20 protein-coding genes and 1 tRNA gene are annotated in these 19,648 nt (G+C 68.9%); 9 read left to right on the top strand and 12 right to left on the bottom strand.

Features of this window, described 5'->3' with window-relative positions; genetic code table 11:
* Positions 1-1,267, bottom strand: a 1,267-nt coding sequence (locus tag BHU15_RS22815) for a serine/threonine-protein kinase (RefSeq protein ID WP_069628905.1), incomplete at its 3' end; no start/stop codon positions are given.
* Positions 1,268-1,311: 44 nt separating this feature from the next.
* Positions 1,312-1,860, bottom strand: a complete 549-nt coding sequence (locus BHU15_RS22810) for a helix-turn-helix domain-containing protein (protein WP_023540242.1) — start codon at positions 1,858-1,860, stop codon at positions 1,312-1,314.
* A 180-nt stretch (positions 1,861-2,040) separates the two neighbouring features.
* Between BHU15_RS22810 and BHU15_RS22805 the strand changes: the two genes are divergently transcribed.
* A tRNA-Ala gene (locus tag BHU15_RS22805) sits at positions 2,041-2,113 on the top strand.
* A 68-nt stretch (positions 2,114-2,181) separates the two neighbouring features.
* On the opposite strand, the gene BHU15_RS22800 is transcribed toward BHU15_RS22805, so the two are convergent.
* The gene (locus BHU15_RS22800; protein ID WP_069628904.1) at positions 2,182-2,994 is read right to left on the bottom strand and encodes a hypothetical protein; all 813 of its coding nucleotides are present in this window, start codon (positions 2,992-2,994) and stop codon (positions 2,182-2,184) included.
* A 90-nt stretch (positions 2,995-3,084) separates the two neighbouring features.
* A complete protein-coding gene (locus tag BHU15_RS22795) occupies positions 3,085-3,708 on the bottom strand; it encodes a TetR/AcrR family transcriptional regulator (RefSeq protein WP_069628903.1) in 624 nt (207 codons plus the stop codon).
* A gap of 221 nt (positions 3,709-3,929) precedes the next feature.
* On the opposite strand from BHU15_RS22795, the gene BHU15_RS22790 reads away from it, so the two are divergent.
* Positions 3,930-4,325, top strand: a complete 396-nt coding sequence (locus BHU15_RS22790; RefSeq protein WP_069628902.1) for a DUF6344 domain-containing protein — start codon at positions 3,930-3,932, stop codon at positions 4,323-4,325.
* A 168-nt stretch (positions 4,326-4,493) separates the two neighbouring features.
* On the opposite strand, the gene BHU15_RS22785 is transcribed toward BHU15_RS22790, so the two are convergent.
* Positions 4,494-5,177 carry a DUF5324 family protein gene (locus BHU15_RS22785; RefSeq protein ID WP_069628901.1) on the bottom strand — a complete coding sequence of 228 codons (684 nt, stop codon included), beginning with the start codon at positions 5,175-5,177 and terminating at the stop codon, positions 4,494-4,496.
* Between the two features lie 424 nt (positions 5,178-5,601).
* Here BHU15_RS22785 and BHU15_RS22780 point away from each other — a divergent pair, with 424 nt between their 5' ends.
* Both BHU15_RS22780 and BHU15_RS22775 read left to right on the top strand, forming a co-directional pair.
* Positions 5,602-6,129: a peptidylprolyl isomerase gene (locus BHU15_RS22780; RefSeq protein ID WP_023540237.1), complete on the top strand. Its 528-nt coding sequence runs from the start codon at positions 5,602-5,604 to the stop codon at positions 6,127-6,129.
* A 140-nt stretch (positions 6,130-6,269) separates the two neighbouring features.
* Entirely contained in the window at positions 6,270-7,163 is an 894-nt protein-coding gene (locus BHU15_RS22775; RefSeq protein ID WP_069628900.1) for a rhomboid family intramembrane serine protease, read from the top strand.
* Positions 7,164-7,450: 287 nt separating this feature from the next.
* Here BHU15_RS22775 and crgA read toward each other — a convergent pair whose 3' ends face one another.
* Positions 7,451-7,708 (bottom strand): cell division protein CrgA, encoded by a 258-nt coding sequence (gene crgA / locus BHU15_RS22770; protein ID WP_023540235.1) that lies wholly within the window; start codon positions 7,706-7,708, stop codon positions 7,451-7,453.
* A 142-nt stretch (positions 7,709-7,850) separates the two neighbouring features.
* Here crgA and BHU15_RS22765 point away from each other — a divergent pair, with 142 nt between their 5' ends.
* The 5 genes from BHU15_RS22765 to BHU15_RS22750 all read left to right on the top strand — a co-directional run bounded on the left by BHU15_RS22765 (position 7,851) and on the right by BHU15_RS22750 (position 11,930).
* Positions 7,851-8,618, top strand: coding sequence for a DUF881 domain-containing protein (locus BHU15_RS22765; RefSeq protein WP_069628899.1), 768 nt, complete (start codon positions 7,851-7,853; stop codon positions 8,616-8,618).
* Between the two features lie 178 nt (positions 8,619-8,796).
* Positions 8,797-8,970: a hypothetical protein gene (locus BHU15_RS40275; protein ID WP_167756094.1), complete on the top strand. Its 174-nt coding sequence runs from the start codon at positions 8,797-8,799 to the stop codon at positions 8,968-8,970.
* Complete coding sequence (locus BHU15_RS22760) at positions 8,967-9,608, top strand: aminodeoxychorismate/anthranilate synthase component II (protein ID WP_023540232.1); 642 nt, start codon at positions 8,967-8,969, stop codon at positions 9,606-9,608. Before BHU15_RS40275 ends, BHU15_RS22760 begins: the two co-directional genes overlap by 4 nt.
* A complete protein-coding gene (locus tag BHU15_RS22755) occupies positions 9,605-11,008 on the top strand; it encodes a class E sortase (RefSeq protein WP_069628898.1) in 1,404 nt (467 codons plus the stop codon). The genes BHU15_RS22760 and BHU15_RS22755 overlap by 4 nt, the downstream gene beginning before the upstream one ends.
* Before the next feature lie 124 nt (positions 11,009-11,132).
* Positions 11,133-11,930 (top strand): class E sortase, encoded by a 798-nt coding sequence (locus BHU15_RS22750; protein WP_079128311.1) that lies wholly within the window; start codon positions 11,133-11,135, stop codon positions 11,928-11,930.
* Between the two features lie 110 nt (positions 11,931-12,040).
* On the opposite strand, the gene pknB is transcribed toward BHU15_RS22750, so the two are convergent.
* The 6 genes from pknB to BHU15_RS39355 form a co-directional block, all read right to left on the bottom strand.
* Positions 12,041-14,068 carry a Stk1 family PASTA domain-containing Ser/Thr kinase gene (gene pknB / locus BHU15_RS22745; protein ID WP_069628906.1) on the bottom strand — a complete coding sequence of 676 codons (2,028 nt, stop codon included), beginning with the start codon at positions 14,066-14,068 and terminating at the stop codon, positions 12,041-12,043.
* 369 nt (positions 14,069-14,437) lie between these two features.
* Complete coding sequence (locus BHU15_RS22740; RefSeq protein WP_023540228.1) at positions 14,438-15,901, bottom strand: peptidoglycan D,D-transpeptidase FtsI family protein; 1,464 nt, start codon at positions 15,899-15,901, stop codon at positions 14,438-14,440.
* Entirely contained in the window at positions 15,898-17,307 is a 1,410-nt protein-coding gene (locus BHU15_RS22735) for an FtsW/RodA/SpoVE family cell cycle protein (protein ID WP_069628897.1), read from the bottom strand. Before BHU15_RS22735 ends, BHU15_RS22740 begins: the two co-directional genes overlap by 4 nt.
* A gap of 25 nt (positions 17,308-17,332) precedes the next feature.
* On the bottom strand, positions 17,333-18,859 hold the full coding sequence (locus BHU15_RS22730) for a Stp1/IreP family PP2C-type Ser/Thr phosphatase (protein ID WP_023540226.1): 1,527 nt from the start codon (positions 18,857-18,859) through the stop codon (positions 17,333-17,335).
* A 141-nt stretch (positions 18,860-19,000) separates the two neighbouring features.
* Positions 19,001-19,516 (bottom strand): FHA domain-containing protein FhaB/FipA, encoded by a 516-nt coding sequence (locus BHU15_RS22725; protein WP_023540225.1) that lies wholly within the window; start codon positions 19,514-19,516, stop codon positions 19,001-19,003.
* A gap of 10 nt (positions 19,517-19,526) precedes the next feature.
* A partial coding sequence (locus BHU15_RS39355) for an FHA domain-containing protein (RefSeq protein WP_141726861.1) occupies positions 19,527-19,648 on the bottom strand: 122 nt, incomplete at its 5' end.

The following is a 19,648-nucleotide window of genomic DNA, read 5'->3' as shown; positions in this document are numbered from 1 at the left end:
GGTACTGGGTGGGAACCCCGGGGCGCTGAGCGGTGTATCTACGAGTGTGCGGCAGGTCGTGCGGCACCTGGGCGGTGAGTGCCTGCGACGGGTCGGGCGCCGCGGGGGAAGGGGAAACGGGCGGATGTACGGGCGCGGAGTGGGCGGCGGCGGGTGCGTAGGGCTGCAACGGGTGTGGCCCGGAGGGGGGTTGGTGAGGTTGTGGTGCCTGGGGTGCCTGTTCCTGGTCCGTGTGGCGTGGCGGTGGCGGGGGGAGATGGAAGCTGCCGGTCTCCGACATGGAGATCTCCGGCGCCGGCTGCTCCTGTACGGAGGACGCGCCGGCCGTCCACGGGGTGCTCCCGGTTCCCTGGGGAGCCGGTGCGGGGTGGCCCGGGTCCGGCTCCGTGGCGGGTCCCGCGGGGCCGAACGGGGGCGGCAGCGGCCCGAGTTGGTCGAAGACCTCGACCGGCTCGTCGTCCTCCGTCTGCTCGGGCAGCAGCTCGACGGCCGCCGTGAGCGCCTTGCGGGCTCCCGTCGCCGTACGGAACCGTGCGTCAGGGTCCGGCTGGAGCAGCCCGGCCAGGACCTGCCACAGCGGCTCGGGAATGCCCTGCGGCGCTCCCGGGGTGCCGTGCGCGGTGAAGAACTCCACCAGGGCCTTCGCGTCGGGCTTCTGCCCCTCCAGCAGATAGAGCGCCACCAGGCCGACGGCGAAGAGGTCGGCGGGGAAGTCCGGCTCCGCGCCCTCCATCTGCTCCGGCGCGAAGTAACCGGGCGTGCCCACCACGTAGTTGGTCTCCGTCAGGCGCGGCTCGCCCTTGCGCATGGAGATCCCGAAGTCGGACAGCCTCAGATGCGGCCGGCCGGTCCCGGTGGCGTCCAGCAGTATGTTGGCGGGCTTGATGTCGCGGTGGACGACTCCCTCCGCGTGCACCGCCGCGAGACCGGACAGCAGTTGGTCGAGCAGGAGACAGACGAAACGCGGCGGCAGCGGCCCGTAGTCGCCGATCACATGCGCCAGCGATCCGCCGCTCACCAGGTCCATGGTGAACAGGACCTTGTCGTCGTCGGCGGCCCAGCTGGCCGGTGCGAGCACGTGCGGGTGATCGATCCGCAGGGCCTGCTCGCGTACGAAACGCAGCAGGGTGTGCGCGTCGCTCTGCTGGAGCACCTTGGCCGCCACATACCGGCGGCGCCGGTGGTCCCAGGCACGCCAGACGGCGCCCACACCGCCACGTCCGATCGGGTCGACCAACTCGTACCGACCAGCGAAGACCTCACCCATCGCGCCGCGCTCGCTCCCAGTCGTCCTGTCCGTCGGACCGTCGCCTAGTTCTGGTGCGCCTCGTAGTGCGCGACCGCCTCGGCGGTGCGCCCGGCTCCGTACACCCGGAGGAACTCTGCCAGTTCGGGGTGACTGGGCGCGAGGGAATCGGCGGCGTCGATGATGTCACCGGCGGCGGCGACCGACCGCAGCAGTGACTGGATCTCGCGGACGACCCGCCGCACGGTCGGCGCGCCCGTGCTGTTGGTCGTCTGGCTGGTGGCGGTGAGGACGGAGCCGCCCTGCGACTTCTTGACCTCTTCCATCCGGGAGGTGGCCTCGGCGGCACTGACGCTGCCGTCGGCGACCTGTCCGGCCAGATCCTGGAGCGCCTGAACGCGCTGGACCACGGCGGGATTGCCGATCTTGGCGCGCTGGCCGCTCATCAGCTGGGAGAGCATCGGGGCCGACAGGCCGAGCACCGCGGCGAGCCTGGCCTGATTCAGGCCCAGGTCGTCGATGAGCCGCCGGAAGAGTGCTCCCAGTGGCTCGCCGTACCAACTGCGCTGGAGTTCTCTGGCTCTTGCTGTCGATTCCTGCTGTGCGGCGTCCATTCGCGTCTCCCCATCGCTTCCCCAGGCGGCAGCTTCGCTGCTGCGAACCTCTGGGGCATCCTACGGAGCGGGGTCGCGGACCGGGAGTCCCAATCCTTTTGCGAGATCACGGTGGACACCCGGTACTCTGGTCCCCGGCGGTCACCGAGACGTTCCGCGGCGCCGTCGTACACCCCTTCCGGGGCCTTAGCTCAGTTGGTAGAGCGCTGTCTTTGCATGGCAGATGTCAGGGGTTCGACTCCCCTAGGCTCCACTTCTCCAAGAGGCCGTCCAACCTGTGGAAGCGCAGGTCGGACGGCCTTTTGCCGTCTCGGCCGTACGTCATCGCAGGAGCGGGGACAGCGGCACCCACCCCCGGGACTCCCGCTCGATCAGGTCCTCGCAGTGGCTGCGCAGCCGGCGGGGCCAGCGGTCCTGCCAGGCCCGCCAGAGCTGGACGTGCAGAGTGAGGAAGACGAGCGGGGAGAAGAAGGCGCAGCCGACAAACAGTGCGAGCATCCCGAACAGTTCCTCGACCGGTCCGTCGGGTCCGGCGTCCGGGTTGCCGACGACCAGCGGCCACATCAGTACGACGGTGTTGAGCGTGACCCAGCCCGCGGCGATCACTCCCGCGTGCCACGGCGCCCGGTCCGCGTGGTTGTCGCGCCGTGTGCGGTGCGGGGGCAGCAGAGGGGAGAGCCGTTCCCGGTGGGTCGAGCAGGCCCTCCGGAACGGGGGGTGGGCGGTGAGCGCCTTCACGGTCACCGGGTCTCCGGCGGCCCAGGTGTCGCGGGTGAACCGCCACGCGGCCAGGGTCAGCGGATGTTGCGGAGGGGTCGCGCCGGTCTGGTCCGTGGCGTCGGGCACCGGTACGAGTCCCTCCTCCGTCCCGGCGTACGCGAGACCGGACGCGGGCAGCGCCTGGAGGGCCAGTCGTGCCGCGTCTCCCGCCCGCTCACGGGCCCAGCTCTCCCGGTACCCGTATCCGGTGAGCCACTTCGCGTGATAGACGTCCACGTCGCCCGAGGCGATCAGACGCTCCGTCACGCGCAGCCCGGTCCGGTGGTCGCGCAGGGCCAGGATGCCGATACCCGAGTTCAGGAGCACCAGGAGCCCGCTCGTACTCAGTACGAGCCACATCACGCGATCGTCCATGGCGACCAGGATCGGATCATCTCCCCGTCCTGAACAGAGGGCGCGTCAGTCCCGTGCCGCGGGCCGTCGCACGAATGGCCCGACGCGGCCTCAGGAATCGGTCGTCGGGGCGTAGAGATCGATGAGCTGGGCGAGGTGACGGCCGGCCATCAACAGCGGGCGTTCGCTCCGGGAGACCTGGGCGGCCAGTTCGGCGCCCTCCAGGGTGCTGATCACCGTGTGGGCCAGGTCGTGGGCGTCGTCCTCGGCGAAGCCGGCGCGGCGAAGCCGGGCGTACACCAGGTCGCGCCAGTTCGCGAACGCGGCAGCCGCGGCCTCCTGGATGTCGGGCGCGCGGCCCGCCGTACCGAGGGCCGTGGCGGTGACGGGGCAGCCGTCGACCCAGTCGGACTCGCGCAGCCCCCGCGCGAGGCCGTGCGCGCAGTCGATGACCGCCTGGGCCGGGTCGGTGGCCGCGTCGAGGGTGGCGCGCAGTTCGTCGGCGAACTCGCGGTCCCCGTGGCCGATCGCGGCGACGGCCAACTGCTGCTTGCCGCCGGGGAAGAAGTGATAGACCGACCCGAGTGTGGCTCCGGCCTCGGTGGAGATCTGCTTGATCCCCGTGCCGTCGTAGCCCTGGCGCTGCATGAGCAGCGAGGCCGCACGGACGATCCGCTCGCGGGTGCCGACCGGGCGCTCCGCGCCCGTGGTGGGGTCCTGCTCCGCTGTCCTCACAAGGGCACCCTACTGGATAGAGCGCTCGCTCCAGGGGGTGACGGAGGCCCGCCCGGAGCGGTCCGACTAACGATTAACGGCACTCGTTGCACCGTACGGGTGGTGTTCATCAGAAGAACTGCGCAGTGGCGGCGTTGGTCCGTCGATTCCCAAGATGCGTACACATCATGAGGAAGGTATGTAGATCGCTCAACCCGAGCGCAACCTGAAAGCGAGGGGTCATGGCCGCCTTCAAGGTCAAGAATCTGTGGACCGTCTTCCTGACCGCGTTCTTCGCGGTGCTCACCACCCTGGGGCTGACCGCCCCCGCCGCCGCGGCGGACGCCGCCGTACAGCAGCCCGCCGAGCAGCCCGCGAAGCCCGTGAAGGGGCAGTCGCCGGCCGCCGCCGATGAGCGGGGCGGAGGTGACGCGGCACCCGCGGTACGACGGGCACTGCCGGAGTACGCGCGGCCGGCGAACACGTCACGGCCGCCGACCATCGAGCAGCGTATCCGCGCCGAGGCGCACGGCTCGTCACCGTCGGTCCGGCGCCTGCCCGTCGACACCCGTACGGACGCCGACGTGGCGCGTGACAACGAGTCGGCCGCCGACGCGGCACTCGCGGCGGCGGCGTGAGGAACCGGGATTCCCTGAGGACTCCCGGCACCCGCACCACGCGCGTCATCCGAAAGACCCGCAGAGCCCGCCGTACCGCACCAGCCGGACCGTCGCGTTCTCCGCGCCGGCCGCGACAGTCGTCGTACGGCGACAGCACCAGCGGTCCCACGGATCACCGGTCACCCGTCACGGGCGGTCGTTGCGATCCTTCGCCCCTTTTTTCCCGTCCTGCTTGGCCCGTGCCTCCGAATCGAGCGCACCCTGGCTGCCGTCGACGGACGACAGCGACGTGTTGTGCTCGGAGACCTCGGCAGGAGCGGGCGGTTCCACCAGCCAGTCGGGATTGGCCTGCTTGTCCCACCACTTCCACGCGGCGACAGCCCCACCGGTCAGCACACCGAGGACCACCAGGCCCTTGGCGATCCGTCCGCACCTGGCCCGTCGCTCATGCCTCTTCACAAGCTTCTGGACCTCCTTCACCGTGATCTGACCGCGCAGCGCGGCGAGAGCGGCAGCGGAACGAGCCGCTGCCTCCCCGGCGACCGGCTGTGCGACGGAGACCGCGTGCTCGACACGTGGCACCGTGTAGCAGGCTGCCTGACGCGCTGCCATACGCGTCCGAGCCGCCGCACGCTGTGCTGCCTCGTCGACCTTCGGGGGCACACGCGGCGCCACATGGGCGCCGTACTGAACACGAGCCTGCTTCGCGGCTTTACGCACCGTCGGTGCGAGCCGGACGCGGGCCTCTTCGGCGTACAACGCGGCCTGTTCCTTGGCCGTATCGGCGTAGGGTGCCACCGCTTCCGCGGCGTGCAGCACGCTCTCCTTCGCCGAATCGGTAGCGGCGCGCACGCTGTCCATGCGGGTCACAGGATCCTCCTCCTCGGTGGCGGTCAGGGGCTTGGGGGTTTCCCCCGTTATTGGACAAAGATCCGCCTGTCCACCCAGATCGAAATCATGCCTCCCGCCCGCCGTACCGGCATGCGGTGCGGGCATCCGGGTCACGGAAGACGGCTTGGGACGACTTGGGACGACATGCCTGGGCATTGCGGTGCAAGGGGAGCTCGCCGACGACAATGCCACGCTTCGCGGCGCCGTGCCCCGTCAAGCCCATGACTGCCTCGCCTTTCTCCCACCGTCGCCCAGCCGTCACCCGGCCTTCGCCTGCCCCGCCGTCGACCGCTGATTCCCCGTCACAGGACACCGCGGGCGCTTGAGGGGTACGGGGCGGGCGGCCCGCCCGCCGTCCGTGCGAGGATCGACAGAGTCAGAGCAGACTCACGGAAGGCAGATCGTGGCCGAGCAGCTTTACGCCACCCTGAAGACCAACCACGGCGATATCGAGATCCGGCTCCTGCCGAACCACGCGCCGAAGACGGTCAAGAACTTTGTGGAGCTCGCCAAGGGCGAGCGTGAATGGACCAACCCGGCGACCGGTCAGAAGTCCAGCGACCGGCTGTACGACGGCACCGTCTTCCACCGGGTCATCAGCGGTTTCATGATCCAGGGCGGGGACCCGCTGGGCAACGGCACCGGCGGTCCGGGCTACGAGTTCGGGGACGAGTTCCACCCCGACCTCTCGTTCGACAAGCCGTACCTCCTGGCCATGGCGAACGCGGGACCGGGCACCAACGGCTCGCAGTTCTTCGTCACCCTGGCGCCCACCGCGTGGCTGACCCGCAAGCACACCATCTTCGGTGAGGTCACCGACGAGGCGAGCAAGAAGGTCGTGGACTCCATCGGAGCCACCAAGACCAACCCGCGCACCGACCGCCCGGTGGAGGAAGTCAAGATCGAGTCGGTCGTCGTCGAGTCCCGCTGACGCGAGTCCTCACGCGTCTCGACGTCTCGGATTCCCGTTCGGGGAACCTTCCCGCCCTGCCCGTCCGTAGTGGTTACATACCGGACGGGGAGGGCGGTGCGCTGTGCGCCCTCCCGCCGCAACGAGTACCGAGGGGACCGATGGACCAGCAGCCCGGGGGCCCGGACCGGCCCGCCGTCGACGCGACACCCCACTGCTACCGGCACCCGGACCGTGAGACGGGCATCCGCTGCACCCGGTGCGAGCGGCCCATCTGCACGGACTGCATGATCAGCGCGTCCGTCGGATTCCAGTGCCCGAACTGCGTACGGGAGGGCTCCGGCAACGGCATGTCCCCGACCGCGGCCCGGCCGCGCACCATCGCCGGCGGCACCATCGCCTCCGACCCCCGGCTGATCACGAAGATCCTGCTGGGACTGAATCTCGCGGTCTTCGTCGGTGTCCTCGTCAGCGAACAGCGCGTCGTCGGCGAGCTGGATCTCATCGGGCACGCCTTCAACCCGGAGATCGGCGAGGTCGTGGGCGTCGCCGACGGGCAGTGGTATCGCCTGTTCACGGCGATGTTCCTGCACCAGGCGGTGTGGCACATCGCGTTCAACATGCTGGGGCTGTGGTGGCTCGGCGGTCCGCTGGAGGCGGCGCTCGGACGCGTGCGCTTCATCGCGCTCTATCTGATCTCCGGCCTGGCGGGCAGCGCGCTGACCTATCTGATCGCCGCGCCGAACCAGCCGTCGCTCGGCGCCTCGGGAGCGATCTTCGGTCTCCTGGGCGCCACCGTCGTACTGATGCGCCGGATGAACTACGACATGAGGCCGGTCCTCGCGCTGCTGGCGCTGAACCTGCTCTTCACGTTCACCTGGTCCGGCATCGCCTGGGAGGCGCATCTCGGCGGTCTGGTCGCGGGCACGGCGATCGCCGTCGGTCTCGTGCACGCGCCGCGTGAGCGCCGGGCGCTCGTGCAGTGGGGCACCTGCGCCGTGGTGCTGCTCGCGACCCTCGCGGTCGTCGTGATCAGAACCGGTCAGCTCACCTGAGGGCTGTCGAAGACCGGTCACAGACCCGTGAAACGCACAGTTGTCCACAGCGTGTGCCGGATCTTGTGCAATCTGTGGGGGAACATCAGTGCCCCTTGTCGCTGATCAGGGTTTTCCCAGCAGGGACAAGGGGCGAGACGCTTCATCACAACGGCCGAAGCAGGTGTTCCAGTCACACCGGCGTCAACCTGCCGTGGAGTTATCCACAGATCGTCAGACCTTTTCCCCCGGCTGTGGACAGCACTGTGGATAAGTCTCTGGGCAGAGCTTGACGACGGCCGCCGCCGCTACTTCCACTGGGTGGAGACACCGAAGCCGGCGGCGATGAACCCGAAGCCGACCACGATGTTCCAGTTGCCGAAGGCGTCGATCGGCAGCGAGCCCTCGGTCACATAGAAGACGACGATCCAGGCCAGCCCGACGAGGAACAGGGCGAGCATGACCGGCGCGACCCAGCTCCGGTTGGACAGCCTTATGGTGGTCGACTGCTTCGCCGCGGGGGGCGGCGTGAAATCGGCCTTCTTGCGGATACGTGACTTCGGCACGAGGGACTCTCCTGTCGATGCGCTGCGTGACCGCGCAGGTAACTGAAACGGTGTGCCGGGGGTGAGGAGCGGGGGGAACGCTGCCTCCCCCGGGCGTCCGTTAGCGTAGTGCTTCCGTGGCGCCTAAGGAGATAAGGGTACGTTGAGCAATTCTGCCGACTCCTCCGAAGGGCCGGTCCGCCGACCGATCTGGCGGCCGGTCCGGCTGCTCACGGCCGGGGTCTTCGCCCTCGCCGGCCTCATCTTCGTCACCAGCTTCAACACGGCGAAAGGCACCAACCTCCGTACGGACGACTCCCTGCTCAAGCTCTCCGACCTGATCCAGGAGCGCAGCGACAAGAACGCCGAGCTGGAGGAGTCCACCGGCGCCGTACGGGAGAACGTCGACAGCCTCGCGGGCCGCGACGACGGCTCCACGAAGGCCGAGGACGCCGAGCTCCGTGGTCTGGAGGACGCGGCGGGGACCAAGAAGGTCTCGGGCCAGGCCCTCACCGTCACCCTGGACGACGCCCCGCCGGACGCCACGGCCAACCCCGGCTTCCCCGAGCCGCAGCCCAACGACCTGGTCATCCACCAGCAGGATCTGCAGGCCGTCGTCAACGCCCTCTGGCAGGGCGGCGCGAGCGGCATCCGCGTCATGGACCAGCGGCTGATCTCCACCAGCGCGGTGCGCTGCGTCGGCAACACCCTGATCCTCCAGGGCCGGGTCTACTCACCGCCGTACAAGATCACGGCCGTCGGGGACCAGGACAAGCTCCGCAAGGCGCTCGACGACTCGCCGGCGATCCAGAACTACCAGCTGTACGTACAGGCGTACGGTCTCGGCTGGCAGGTCGACGAGCACGCGAAGACGACGCTGCCCGGCTACACGGGCACCGTGGATCTCCACTACGCGAAGCCGGTGAAGTAACCCGGCCGAGCCGGTCGGTCCGGTCGCCGTCACCGCGGCCCTTCTTAAGAAGAAGAGGCCAACGGCACACCTGGCCCATGCGCCGCCCACGTGACCCTCCGGCCCCTTAGTCTGGTTCGGTACCGCGCGCCGGTACGGCGGCGTGGACGGGGAACGGGTACGGAACGGAAGGGACAGCATGTACGGCTGGATCTGGCGGCATCTGCCGGGCAACGTGTGGGTGCGCGCGGCCATCGCGCTCGTGCTGGCGCTGGCGGTCGTCTTCGTGCTGTTCCAGTACGTCTTCCCGTGGGCGGAGCCGATCCTCCCCTTCGGGGACGCGACGCTGCGTGGCGAGGGAGGCAACTCGTGAGCGGCGCCCGTGTGCTGGTCGTGGACAACTACGACAGCTTCGTCTTCAACATCGTCCAGTACCTGTACCAGCTCGGCGCGGAGTGCGAGGTGCTGCGCAACGACGAGGTGTCGACGGCGCACGCCCAGGACGGCTTCGACGGTGTGATGCTCTCCCCCGGTCCCGGCGCGCCCGAACAGGCCGGTGTCTGTGTCGACATGGTGCGCCACTGCGCCGCCACCAACGTGCCTGTCTTCGGGGTCTGCCTCGGTATGCAGTCGATGGCTGTCGCCTACGGCGGCGTGGTCGGCCGCGCCCCCGAGCTGCTGCACGGCAAGACGTCACTGGTCACGCACGAGGGCAAGGGCGTGTTCGCCGGGCTGCCTTCGCCTTTCACGGCGACCCGCTACCACTCGCTGGCCGCGGAGCCCACCGAGCTGCCGGACGAGCTGGAGGTCACCGCCCGCACGGCCGACGGCATCATCATGGGCGTGCGCCACCGTGAACTGCCCGTCGAGGGAGTGCAGTTCCACCCCGAGTCCGTGCTGACCGAGCACGGGCACCTGATGCTGGCGAACTGGCTCGCGCAGTGCGGTGATCCGGGCGCCGTGGACCGGTCGGCGGGACTGGCGCCGGTGGTGGGCAAGGCGGTCGCGTGACCGCACTCCGCCCCGAACATGACGCGGGTTACGGCGCCTCGTACGAGCAGCGGGAACCGTACGAGGAACCAGGCGCGTTCGAGGCGGCGGTGGACGGACTCGCGGATCCGCTGAACGATCCCCTTCCCGGGCAGGGCGCCGCTTCGCCCCCCGTCCCCGCGCCCGTGAGCCCCACGGCTCCGGTGGCTCCCGTCGTACCTACGGCTCCCACGCAGCCCTCGTCGCCCGGTCCCTGGGCGGCGGCGGGGGACGGGATATCGGCGCCGTCGCCGTCCGCCGAGCGGGAGTGGTCCGGGTACGGGCCCTACCCCCACGCGGCGGAGGCGCCCGCCGCGTACGGGCAGGACTGGGCGGCGCAAGTAGCCCCCGAACCGGTGCCGGTCCCGCCGCCCGTACCCCCGCCGTCCGCGTCGGCCTCCGTACCCGCGCCCCGGCCCGATCACGGTCCGCCGTACGTCCCCGTCCGGGACGACGCGACCGCCGCCGCCGGGGGCGCCGAGGAGGCCACGGCCCTCCTGCCCACCATCTCCGGAACGGGCCCGGAACCGGTCGCGCGGACCGAAGCGCCCACCGGGGGCCGTGCCGAGCGGCGTAAAGCGGCCAAGGGCGGCCGTGGACGGGGCCGTACGCGCCCGCAGGGCACCGGAGGTCCCGCAGGCGCTCCGGGGCCCTCAACGCCCGCCAGACCGCTCTCCCGCGTCGAGGCGAGGAAGGCCGCCCGCGCGCTCAAGGACAGTCCGGGAGTGATCCTCAGCCGCGCGGTCGGCGAGATCTTCATCAGCCTCGGCGTGCTGATGCTGCTGTTCGTCACGTACCAGCTGTGGTGGACGAACATCCAGGCCGATCTGTACGCGGGCAAGGAGAAGGACAAGATCCAGCAGGGCTGGGCGGATGGCCGTCAGCCCGGGGCCTTCGAGCCCGGCCAGGGGTTCGCGATCATGCACATCCCCAAGCTCGACGTGGTCGTGCCGATCGCCGAGGGGATCGACAAGGCGAAGGTTCTGGACCGCGGGATGGTCGGCCACTACGCGGAGGGCAGGCTCAAGACGGCGATGCCGTCGGACAAGCAGGGCAACTTCGCGGTCGCGGGACACCGCAACACCCATGGTGAGCCGTTCCGTTACATCAACCGCCTGAAGCCCGGCGACAAGATCATCGTGGAGACGCAGGACGCCTACTTCACCTACGACATGGCGAGCATCCTTCCGCAGACCGCGCCGTCGAACACGGGCGTGATCGGTCCCGTGCCGCCCGGGTCCGGATTCACGGAGCCGGGGCGATACATCACGTTGACGACCTGTACGCCGGAATTCACCAGTACGTATCGAATGATCGTGTGGGGCAAGATGGTTGAGGAACGGCCACGCGACAAGGGAAAGCCCGACGCTCTCGTCGGCTGAACGAATCACGACGGAGACCAGGGACCAGGGGACGGGTGCTGTGGCAGCGGGAACAGGGCGCGACGACGGGCAGGCGGGCGCACCCGAAGAAGCCGGGAAAAACGATACATCCGCGACAACTGGGGTGGTCGAACCCGGACATGAGCCCACGGAGCCGCCGGAGTCCACGGAGTCCACGGAGCCGACCGAACCAGAGCCCGAGCCCGTACCGGCCGACCCTCCCGCCCCGGCGCCGGTCCGCCGCCCCCGGCGCAGCCGGGCCGCCTCCGCCGTCAGCGTCTTCGGCGAACTCCTCATCACCGCCGGCCTGGTGCTCGGTCTCTTCGTCGTCTACTCGCTGTGGTGGACGAACGTGCTGGCCGACCGCGAGGCCACGAAGCAGGGCAACGAGGTACGCGACGGCTGGGCCGACGGCCGCGGCGGCCCCGGCGCCCTCGACGTCAAGAACGGTATCGGCTTCCTGCACGTGCCCGCGATGAACAACGGCGAGGTCCTCGTAAAGAAGGGCACGGATCTCAAGTCCCTCAACAACGGCGTCGCCGGCTACTACACCGACCCGGTCAAGTCGGCGCTTCCCAAGGACAAGCAGGGGAACTTCTCGCTGGCCGCGCACCGCGACGGGCACGGCGCGAAGTTCCACAACATCCACAAGCTCAAGACCGGTGACGCGATCGTCTTCGAGACGAAGGACACCTGGTACGTCTACAAGGTCTTCAAGGATCTTCCGAAGACCTCGAAGTACAACGTGGACGTGCTGAGCCCGGTCCCCAAGGAGTCGGGCAAGAAGAAGCCCGGCCGCTATCTGACGCTCACGACCTGCACGCCGATCTTCACCTCCGACTACCGCTACATCGTGTGGGCCGAGCTGGAGCGCACGGAGAAGGTCGACGAGGACCGGACGAAGCCCGAGGAGCTGCGCTGAGCGGCGTCGTACGACCCGTGCCCGCCACCCTGTAGCGCGAGAACACGAAGAAGCCCCGGCGTCCTCTTAAGGATGCCGGGGCTTCTTCACCTCTTCAGGAGGCGCCGACCTCAGTCGTCGCGGCCGCCGAAGCCTCCGTTGCCGCCGATGAAGCCTCCGTTGTCACCGCCGCCGTTGTTGTTGCCACCGTTTCCGCCCACGGGATTCAGGAACAGCGTCACGGTGCTGCCCTTGTCCACCGGCTGGCCGCCGGGCGGGTTGCTCCCGATCACCTGCGCGTTGGGGTCGTTCGGCGAGTTGGGTGCCAGCGCGACGGCCAGCCCCATGCCTTCCAGCTGGGCCTTGGCGTCGGCGAAGGACTTGCCCCCGAGGTCGCCGGGGATCTGGACCTTCTCCGGCTGCGCCGGACCCTTCGAGACCTGGAGGGTGATCTGGCTGTTCTTGGGCGCCTTGGTGTTGCCCTCCGGGCTCTGGCCGACGACGGTGTTCGCGGCCTTCTCGGAGTCCACATCGGTACGGGCGACCGTGAAGCCGAGCGTTTCGAGCTGGCTCTTCGCCTCCTCGAACGGCTTGTCGGTGACGGGCGGCACCGGGACCTGGGCCTGCTTGGCGACGGACAGTGTGACCGTCGAGCCCTTCTCCGCCTGCGAGCCGCCGTTCGGCTTCTGGCTGACGACCGTGCCGGGGTCCTGGTCGCTCTCGACCTGCTTGGTCTTGACGTCGAAGTCCGCGTCCTCAAGCGTCTTCGTGGCGTCCTCGACGGCCTCGTCGGAGACGTCGGGCACCTCGACCTTCGGCGCCCCCTCGGAGACGACGACCTGGACGGTGTCGCCCTGGTTCATCTTCTCGCCGAACTTGGGCGTCTGGGAGCAGATGGCGCCCTTGGGCTGGTCGCAGCGGTCCGTGCCGGACTGGGAGAGCTCGACCGACGCGTTGCTCGCCAGCAGCTTCGCGTCCTCGAACGTCTCCCCCACGAGCTGCGGCGCGCTGATCTGTTCCGAGCCGCCGCTGTCGCCGCCGAAGACGGCCTTGCCGATGAGGACGGCGCCCGCGAGCACCAGGATGCCGGCGACGATCAGCAGGATCGTCGAGGTGTTGGACTTCTTCTGCCGGCGCCGGTCCGGGCGGTCGTCGTAGTTGCCGTAACCGCCCCCGTCGTCGGGGTTGACCGGCGGCATCATCGACGTCTGGCCGCCGCCGGGAGGGGCGGTGCGCAGGGCCGTGGTGGGCTGGTCGTCGGAGCCGCCGTAGCCGCCCGCGTAACCGACCGCGCCCATCGCCGCCGTGGCCGCGACGGGCTGGCCGTCGAGGCAGGCCTCGATGTCGGCGCGCATCTCGTCCGCCGACTGGTAGCGGTAGTCGGGGTCCTTGACGAGCGCCTTCAGCACGATCGCGTCCATCTCGGGCGTGATCTCGGGGTCGAAGGTGCTCGGCGCCTGCGGCTCCTCCCGTACGTGCTGGTACGCGACGGCGACCGGTGAGTCGCCGATGAAGGGCGGGCGTACGGTCAGCAGCTCGTACAGCAGACAGCCGGTCGAGTACAGGTCGGAGCGGGCGTCGACCTGCTCGCCCTTGGCCTGCTCGGGGGAGAGGTACTGCGCGGTGCCGATGACCGCGGAGGTCTGGGTCATGGTCATGCCGGAGTCGCCCATGGCACGGGCGATGCCGAAGTCCATGACCTTGACCTGGCCGGTGCGCGTCAGCATGACGTTGGCCGGCTTGATGTCACGGTGGACGATCTGGGCGCGGTGCGAGTACTCCAGCGCCTGGAGGATCCCTACGGTCATCTCCAGCGTGCGCTCGGGCAGCAGTCTGCGCCCGGAGTGCAGCAGCTCGCGCAGGGTGGACCCGTCGACGTACTCCATCACGATGTACGGGATGGAGACCCCGTCGACGTAATCCTCACCCGTGTCGTAGACAGCGACGATCGCCGGGTGGTTGAGGGAGGCGGCCGACTGGGCCTCTCGGCGGAACCGGGCTTGGAAGGACGGGTCGCGGGCGAGGTCGGCCCGCAGCGTCTTCACAGCGACGGTGCGGCCGAGCCGGGTGTCGTGCGCGAGGTAGACCTCGGCCATGCCACCACGGCCGAGCACCGAGCCCAGCTCGTACCGGCCGCCGAGGCGACGCGGCTCTTCCATACTGTTCCAGCCCTCTCCGTCTGTCCCGACCGCACCGGTGTGCGGTCCGGCGGTGTGCTGTTCGCGCATACGCTACCGGGCACGCCGCATCCGGTCCGACCGTCCCTGGTAGCTGATACAGGACTGGTACTTGAATCGTCACATATCGGTTGTTATCGCTGGGTGTTCCGGTGGTGAGGCAGGTCACTCATGGGGCAAAGGCGGCCGAATTTCCATTTCGCGGAAATGCCGCCGCTCGGCGCGCGGGGTTCGGTGTAGACGGAATCTGTTTCCGTGTTTATCGGTGGTCCGTCGTCTCTTCGGCCGTCCGGTCAGACAATGGCCCGGACAGCTTCGTGAGCTGTCCGGGCCAATACGGGAATATCCCGATTACTTCTTGCTGTCGATCACGGCTTTCATGACGTCCTTGGCGATCGGGGCGGCGAGACCGCCACCGGAGATGTCGTCACGGGTGGCGTCGCTGTCCTCGACGACGACCGCGACCGCGACCGGCGATCCGTTCTCGCCCTTGGCGTACGAGATGAACCAGGCGTACGGGTTCTTGCTGTTGTTCTCGCCGTGCTGCGCGGTGCCGGTCTTGCCGCCGACCTTGACGTCGGGGATCTGCGCGTTCCTGCCGGTGCCCTCGTCGACGACCGTCTCCATCATCTCCTGGAGCATCTGCGCGTGCTCCTGGCTGACGGGCTGGCCCATCTCCTCGGGCTCGGTCTTCTTGATCACGTCCAGGTTCGGGGCTTCGAGCTGGTCGATCATGTACGGCTTCATCAGCTTGCCGTCGTTGGCGATGGCGGAGACGACCATGGCCATCTGGAGCGGCGTGGTCCGGGTGTCGAACTGACCGATGGAGGAGAGCGCGGTCTGCGAATCGTTCAATTCCTCGGGGAAGACCGAGGCGTTGGCACGGACCGGGACGAACTGCTCCTCGTTGAAACCGAATTTCTTCGCCGTCTCCAGCATCTTGTCGGCGCCGACGTTGTAACCGAGCTTGCCGAAGACGCTGTTGCAGGAGACCCGCAGCGCGTTCCTGAGTGTCGCGTCCTCACAAGGGATGTTGCCCTCGTTCACCAGCGGAGTCTTCGTCCCCGGCATGATCCACGGCAGCGGGGAGTCGGTCTTGGCGTCGATGTCGTCCACGATGCCGTGCTCCAGCCCCGCCGCGGCCGTGACGACCTTGAAGGTGGAGCCGGGTGGATACGTCTCGCGCAGCGCGCGGTTGAGCATCGGCTTGTCGGGATCGTCCTTGAGCTTGTTCCACGCCGGGGTGTCCGAGTCGAGGGAGTTGCCGGCGAACGTCGAAGGGTCGTACGAGGGGGTGGACGCCAGCGCGAGGATCTTGCCGGTGCCCGGTTCGATGGCGGCGACAGCGCCCTTCTTCTTGCCGAGACCTTCGAAAGCGGCCTTCTGGGCGGCGCCGTTGAGGGTCGTGACGACGTTGCCGCCCTTCTCCTCGTCGCCGGTGAACATCGCCATCGTGCGGTCGAAGAAGAGCTGGTCGTCGTTGCCGGTGAGGATGCCGTCCTCGATGCTCTCGATCTGCGTGGCACCGAACGCCTGCGAGGCGAATCCGGTGACCGGCGCCCACATCGGGCCGTCGAGATAGGTCCGCTTGTACTTGAAGTCGGTGTCCTTCGTCTTGGCGGAGCCCGTTATCGGCTTGCCGTCCACGACGATGTTGCCGCGTTCCTTCGCGTACCGCTCGATGAGTACGCGGCGGTTCTTCTCATGGGTGTTGAGCTCGTCGGCCTCGACGTACTGGAGCCAGTTGGTGCGCACCAGCAGCGCCAGCACGAGCAGTCCGCAGAAGATCGCGATGCGTCGCAGGGGCTTGTTCACGGTCGGACCACCTGAGTCATCTCGGCGTCGGGTGACGGGGCGGGCGCGGGGGCCGGCCGGCGCGCGGTGTCGCTGATTCTGATGAGGATGCCGATCAGCGCCCAGTTGGCGATCACCGACGAACCACCGGCCGCGACGAACGGCATGGTCATACCGGTCAGCGGGATGAGGCCCATGACGCCGCCGGCGACGACGAAGACCTGGATGGCGAAGGCGCCGGAGAGGCCGATCGCCAGGAGCTTGCCGAACGGGTCGCGGGCGGCGAGCGCCGTCCGTACGCCCCGCTCCACGATCAGGCCGTAGATCAGCAGGAACGCCATCGTGCCCGCGAGCCCGAACTCCTCGCCGACGGTGGACAGGATGAAGTCGGAGTTGGCCGCGAAGCCGATCAGGTCGGAGTTGCCCTGGCCGAGCCCGGTGCCGAGCGTGCCGCCGGCGCCGAAGGACATCAGCGCCTGGCCGATCTGGTCGCTCTGTTCCCAGGTGGACTGGGCGAAGGGGTTGAGCCAGAAGTCGACGCGCTGCTGGACGTGCGGCTCGAACGTGGCGACACCGACCGCGCCCGCGGCCGACATCACCAGACCGAAGACGATCCAGCTGGTCCGCTCCGTGGCGACGTACAGCATGATCACGAAGAGACCGAAGAAGAGCAGCGAGGTGCCGAGGTCGGTCTCGAAGACCAGGATCAGGATCGACATGGCCCAGACCGCGAGGATCGGGCCGAGGTCGCGGCCGCGCGGCAGGTAGAGACCCATCACCCGGCGGCTGGCGAGCGCCAGGGCGTCGCGCTTCACCATGAGGTAGCCGGAGAAGAAGATCGCGATGATGATCTTCGCGAACTCACCGGGCTGGACGTTGAAGGGGCCGATGCTGACCCAGATCTTCGCGCCGTTCACCGCCGGGAAGAAGACCGGCATGATCAGCAGGACCAGCGCCACCGCCATCGAGATGTAGGTGTAGCGCTGGAGGATCCGATGGTCCTTGAGCAGGAGCAGCACGGCGACGAAGAGCGCGATGCCGATCGCCGAGTACAGCAGCTGCTTGGGGGCGTCCGGGGTGAACGAACCGAAGATGCGGTTGGCGCGGTCGATCAGCCGGGGTGACTGGTCCAGCCTCCAGATGAGGACGAGTCCCAGACCGTTGAGCAGCGTGGCCAGCGGCAGCAGCAGCGGGTCGGCGTACGGGGCGAACTTACGCACCACGAGATGGCCGACACCGGCCAGCAGGCCGATGCCCAGGCCGTACCCGATCATGCCGCTGGGCACTTCGTCGTTGATCGCCAGGCCCACGTTCAGGTAGGCGAGGACCGGAATGATGACGGCGAAGGCGAGCATCGCGAGCTCGGTGTTACGGCGGCTCGGCGCTTCGATCGCGCCGATGGTGGTCGTGTTGGTGACAACGCTCATGGTGGTGAAGGCCCCCTACGGCCGGCTACTGCTTACCGCAGTTCGAGGCCAGCTTCTTCTCCTCCTCCGAGAGGCTGGGGCCCGGAGAGGGAGTCGTCGTCTTCGACGCTTCTGGCTTGGAAGTGGTGGTGCTGCCGGTCTGCGGCTTCGTTCCGGTCGTACCGCCGGCCTCGCCCTCGCCGGTGATCGCGTTCGCCGCGCGCTCGGACTCGCGGCGCTGTTCGTCCTTCTTGCACGCCTCGGCCTGCTGGGAGAGGTCGTCGATCTTGGTACGCGCGTCGGCCTTGCTGCCCTCGGCGATGGTGTCCTCGACCTGCTTGCGCTGGTACGGCGGCAGGTACTTGAGTTCGATCTTGGTGAAGTCCTGTTCGACCTTCGACAGCGAGACCCAGGCCAGATCCTGGCTGATGCCTCTGTAGAGGGCGACGTGCTCGTCGTTGGTCCCGACGTAGTACTGGGTCTGCGTCCAGCGGTAGCCGCCGTACAGACCGCCTCCTACGACCGCCAGCGCGAGCACGATGTAGAACGACCGCTTGAGCCACTTACGGCCCGCGGAGCGCGGCTTCACGAAGTCGTCGTCGCTGTACGCGCCGAAGCCGGCGTCCGGCGGCATGCCGCCGTATCCGGCCCCGTCCCCGCTGCCGGGCGGGCCGAAGCCCCCCGAAGGGGGCTGGTGCTGCTGCGGTACGGGGCGGCCCAGGCCCGCGGCGCGGCCGGCGGGCGTCTGCATCGACGGGTCGCTGTCGGAGGTGTGCAGCTGCTGGTTCTCGGCGACGGCGCCGACGACGACCGGGGTGTCGTTGAGCTGCCCGGCGAGGGTGTCGTTGGACTCGACGTCCAGGACGTCGGCCACGATGCAGGTGATGTTGTCGGGACCGCCGCCGCGCAGAGCGAGCTGGATGAGGTCCTGGATCGTCTCCTGCGGGCCCTGGTAGCTCGCCAGGGTCTCTTCCATCGTCTGGTGCGAGACGACGCCGGAGAGGCCGTCGGAGCAGATCAAGTACCGGTCGCCCGCGCGGACTTCGCGGATCGAGAGATCGGGCTCGACATGGTCGCCGCTGCCCAGCGCGCGCATGAGCAGGGAGCGCTGCGGGTGGGTGGTGGCCTCTTCCTCGGTGATGCGCCCCTCGTCGACGAGGCGCTGCACCCAGGTGTGGTCCTGGGTGATCTGGGTGAGCACACCGTCGCGCAGGAGGTAGGCGCGGGAGTCGCCGACGTGTACGAGGCCGAGGCGCTGCCCCGTCCACAAGAGGGCGGTGAGCGTGGTGCCCATGCCCTCCAGCTGGGGGTCCTCCTCGACCATCACGCGCAGCTGGTCGTTGGCGCGCTGGACCGCCGTACCGAGGGAGGTGAGGATGTCCGATCCCGGCACGTCGTCGTCGAGCTGCACGAGCGTGGAGATCACCTCGGACGAGGCGACCTCACCGGCGGCCTGGCCGCCCATGCCGTCGGCGATGGCCAGGAGGCGGGGACCGGCGTAACCGGAGTCCTCGTTCCCCTCCCGGATCATGCCTTTGTGCGACCCGGCGGCGAAGCGCAGAGAAAGACTCATGCGCGCCTCTCCTGTCGGTTCGCCAGCCGAATGTGGTGCCAGCCGGTCTCGAGCCACACTGCCCACCCTCCGGTCGGGAGCCTGTGGCGGTCCCGGTGAAGGACCGCCGCGGTTCGCTCGCTCCGCTCGCTCATTGTCGTACTACTTCCGCAGCTCGATGACGGTCTTGCCGATGCGGATCGGCGCGCCCGGCGGAATCGGTGTCGGGGTGGTGAGCCGGGTCCGGTCGAGATACGTGCCGTTGGTGGACCCGAGATCCTCGACGATCCACTGGCCGTCCCGGTCCGGGTAGATCCTGGCATGCCTGCTGGACGCGTAGTCGTCGTCCAGCACGATCGTTGAGTCGTGCGCCCGGCCCAGGGTGATGGTCTGTCCCTGGAGGGCCACCGTGGTGCCGGTGAGGATCCCCTCCGAGACGACCAGTTTCGTGGGCGCCCCCCGGCGCTGGCGCCCGCCCTGCGACCGCTGCGCGGGAGGCGCGGCGGTCTGGCGGGCGGCGCCCTGCGGCGGACGCGCGTCGGCGTTGCGGCGTGAGCCGCGCTGCGTGACACGTGTGCCGAACAGATCGCTCCGAATGACCTGGACGGCCACAATCACGAACAGCCACAGAACGGCTAGGAAACCTAGCCGCATGACCGTCAGGGTCAGCTCTGACATTGCCCCCGCTTCACCCTTCGGCTTGCCGGTAAACGATGGTGGTTTGGCCCACGACGATCCGCGAGCCGTCGCGGAGCGTAGCGCGGGTGGTGTGCTGTCCGTCTACCACGATGCCGTTGGTGGACCCGAGAT

It is taken from the genome of Streptomyces niveus, assembly GCF_001723055.1.
Classification (GTDB): Bacteria; Actinomycetota; Actinomycetes; order Streptomycetales; family Streptomycetaceae; genus Streptomyces; species Streptomyces niveus.
This window is presented reverse-complemented; position numbering and strand designations above follow the sequence as displayed.

Bases quoted from the DNA above. Each gene is read 5' to 3' on its own strand.
- BHU15_RS22810 (WP_023540242.1), bottom strand. From the start codon at position 1,860: ATGGACGCCGCACAGCAGGAATCGACAGCAAGAGCCAGAGAACTCCAG.
- BHU15_RS22800 (WP_069628904.1), bottom strand. From the start codon at position 2,994: ATGGACGATCGCGTGATGTGGCTCGTACTGAGTACGAGCGGGCTCCTG.
- BHU15_RS22790 (WP_069628902.1), top strand. From the start codon at position 3,930: ATGGCCGCCTTCAAGGTCAAGAATCTGTGGACCGTCTTCCTGACCGCG.
- BHU15_RS22775 (WP_069628900.1), top strand. From the start codon at position 6,270: ATGGACCAGCAGCCCGGGGGCCCGGACCGGCCCGCCGTCGACGCGACA.
- BHU15_RS40275 (WP_167756094.1), top strand. From the start codon at position 8,797: ATGTACGGCTGGATCTGGCGGCATCTGCCGGGCAACGTGTGGGTGCGC.
- pknB (WP_069628906.1), bottom strand. From the start codon at position 14,068: ATGGAAGAGCCGCGTCGCCTCGGCGGCCGGTACGAGCTGGGCTCGGTG.
- BHU15_RS22735 (WP_069628897.1), bottom strand. From the start codon at position 17,307: ATGAGCGTTGTCACCAACACGACCACCATCGGCGCGATCGAAGCGCCG.
- BHU15_RS22730 (WP_023540226.1), bottom strand. From the start codon at position 18,859: ATGAGTCTTTCTCTGCGCTTCGCCGCCGGGTCGCACAAAGGCATGATC.
- BHU15_RS22725 (WP_023540225.1), bottom strand. From the start codon at position 19,516: ATGTCAGAGCTGACCCTGACGGTCATGCGGCTAGGTTTCCTAGCCGTT.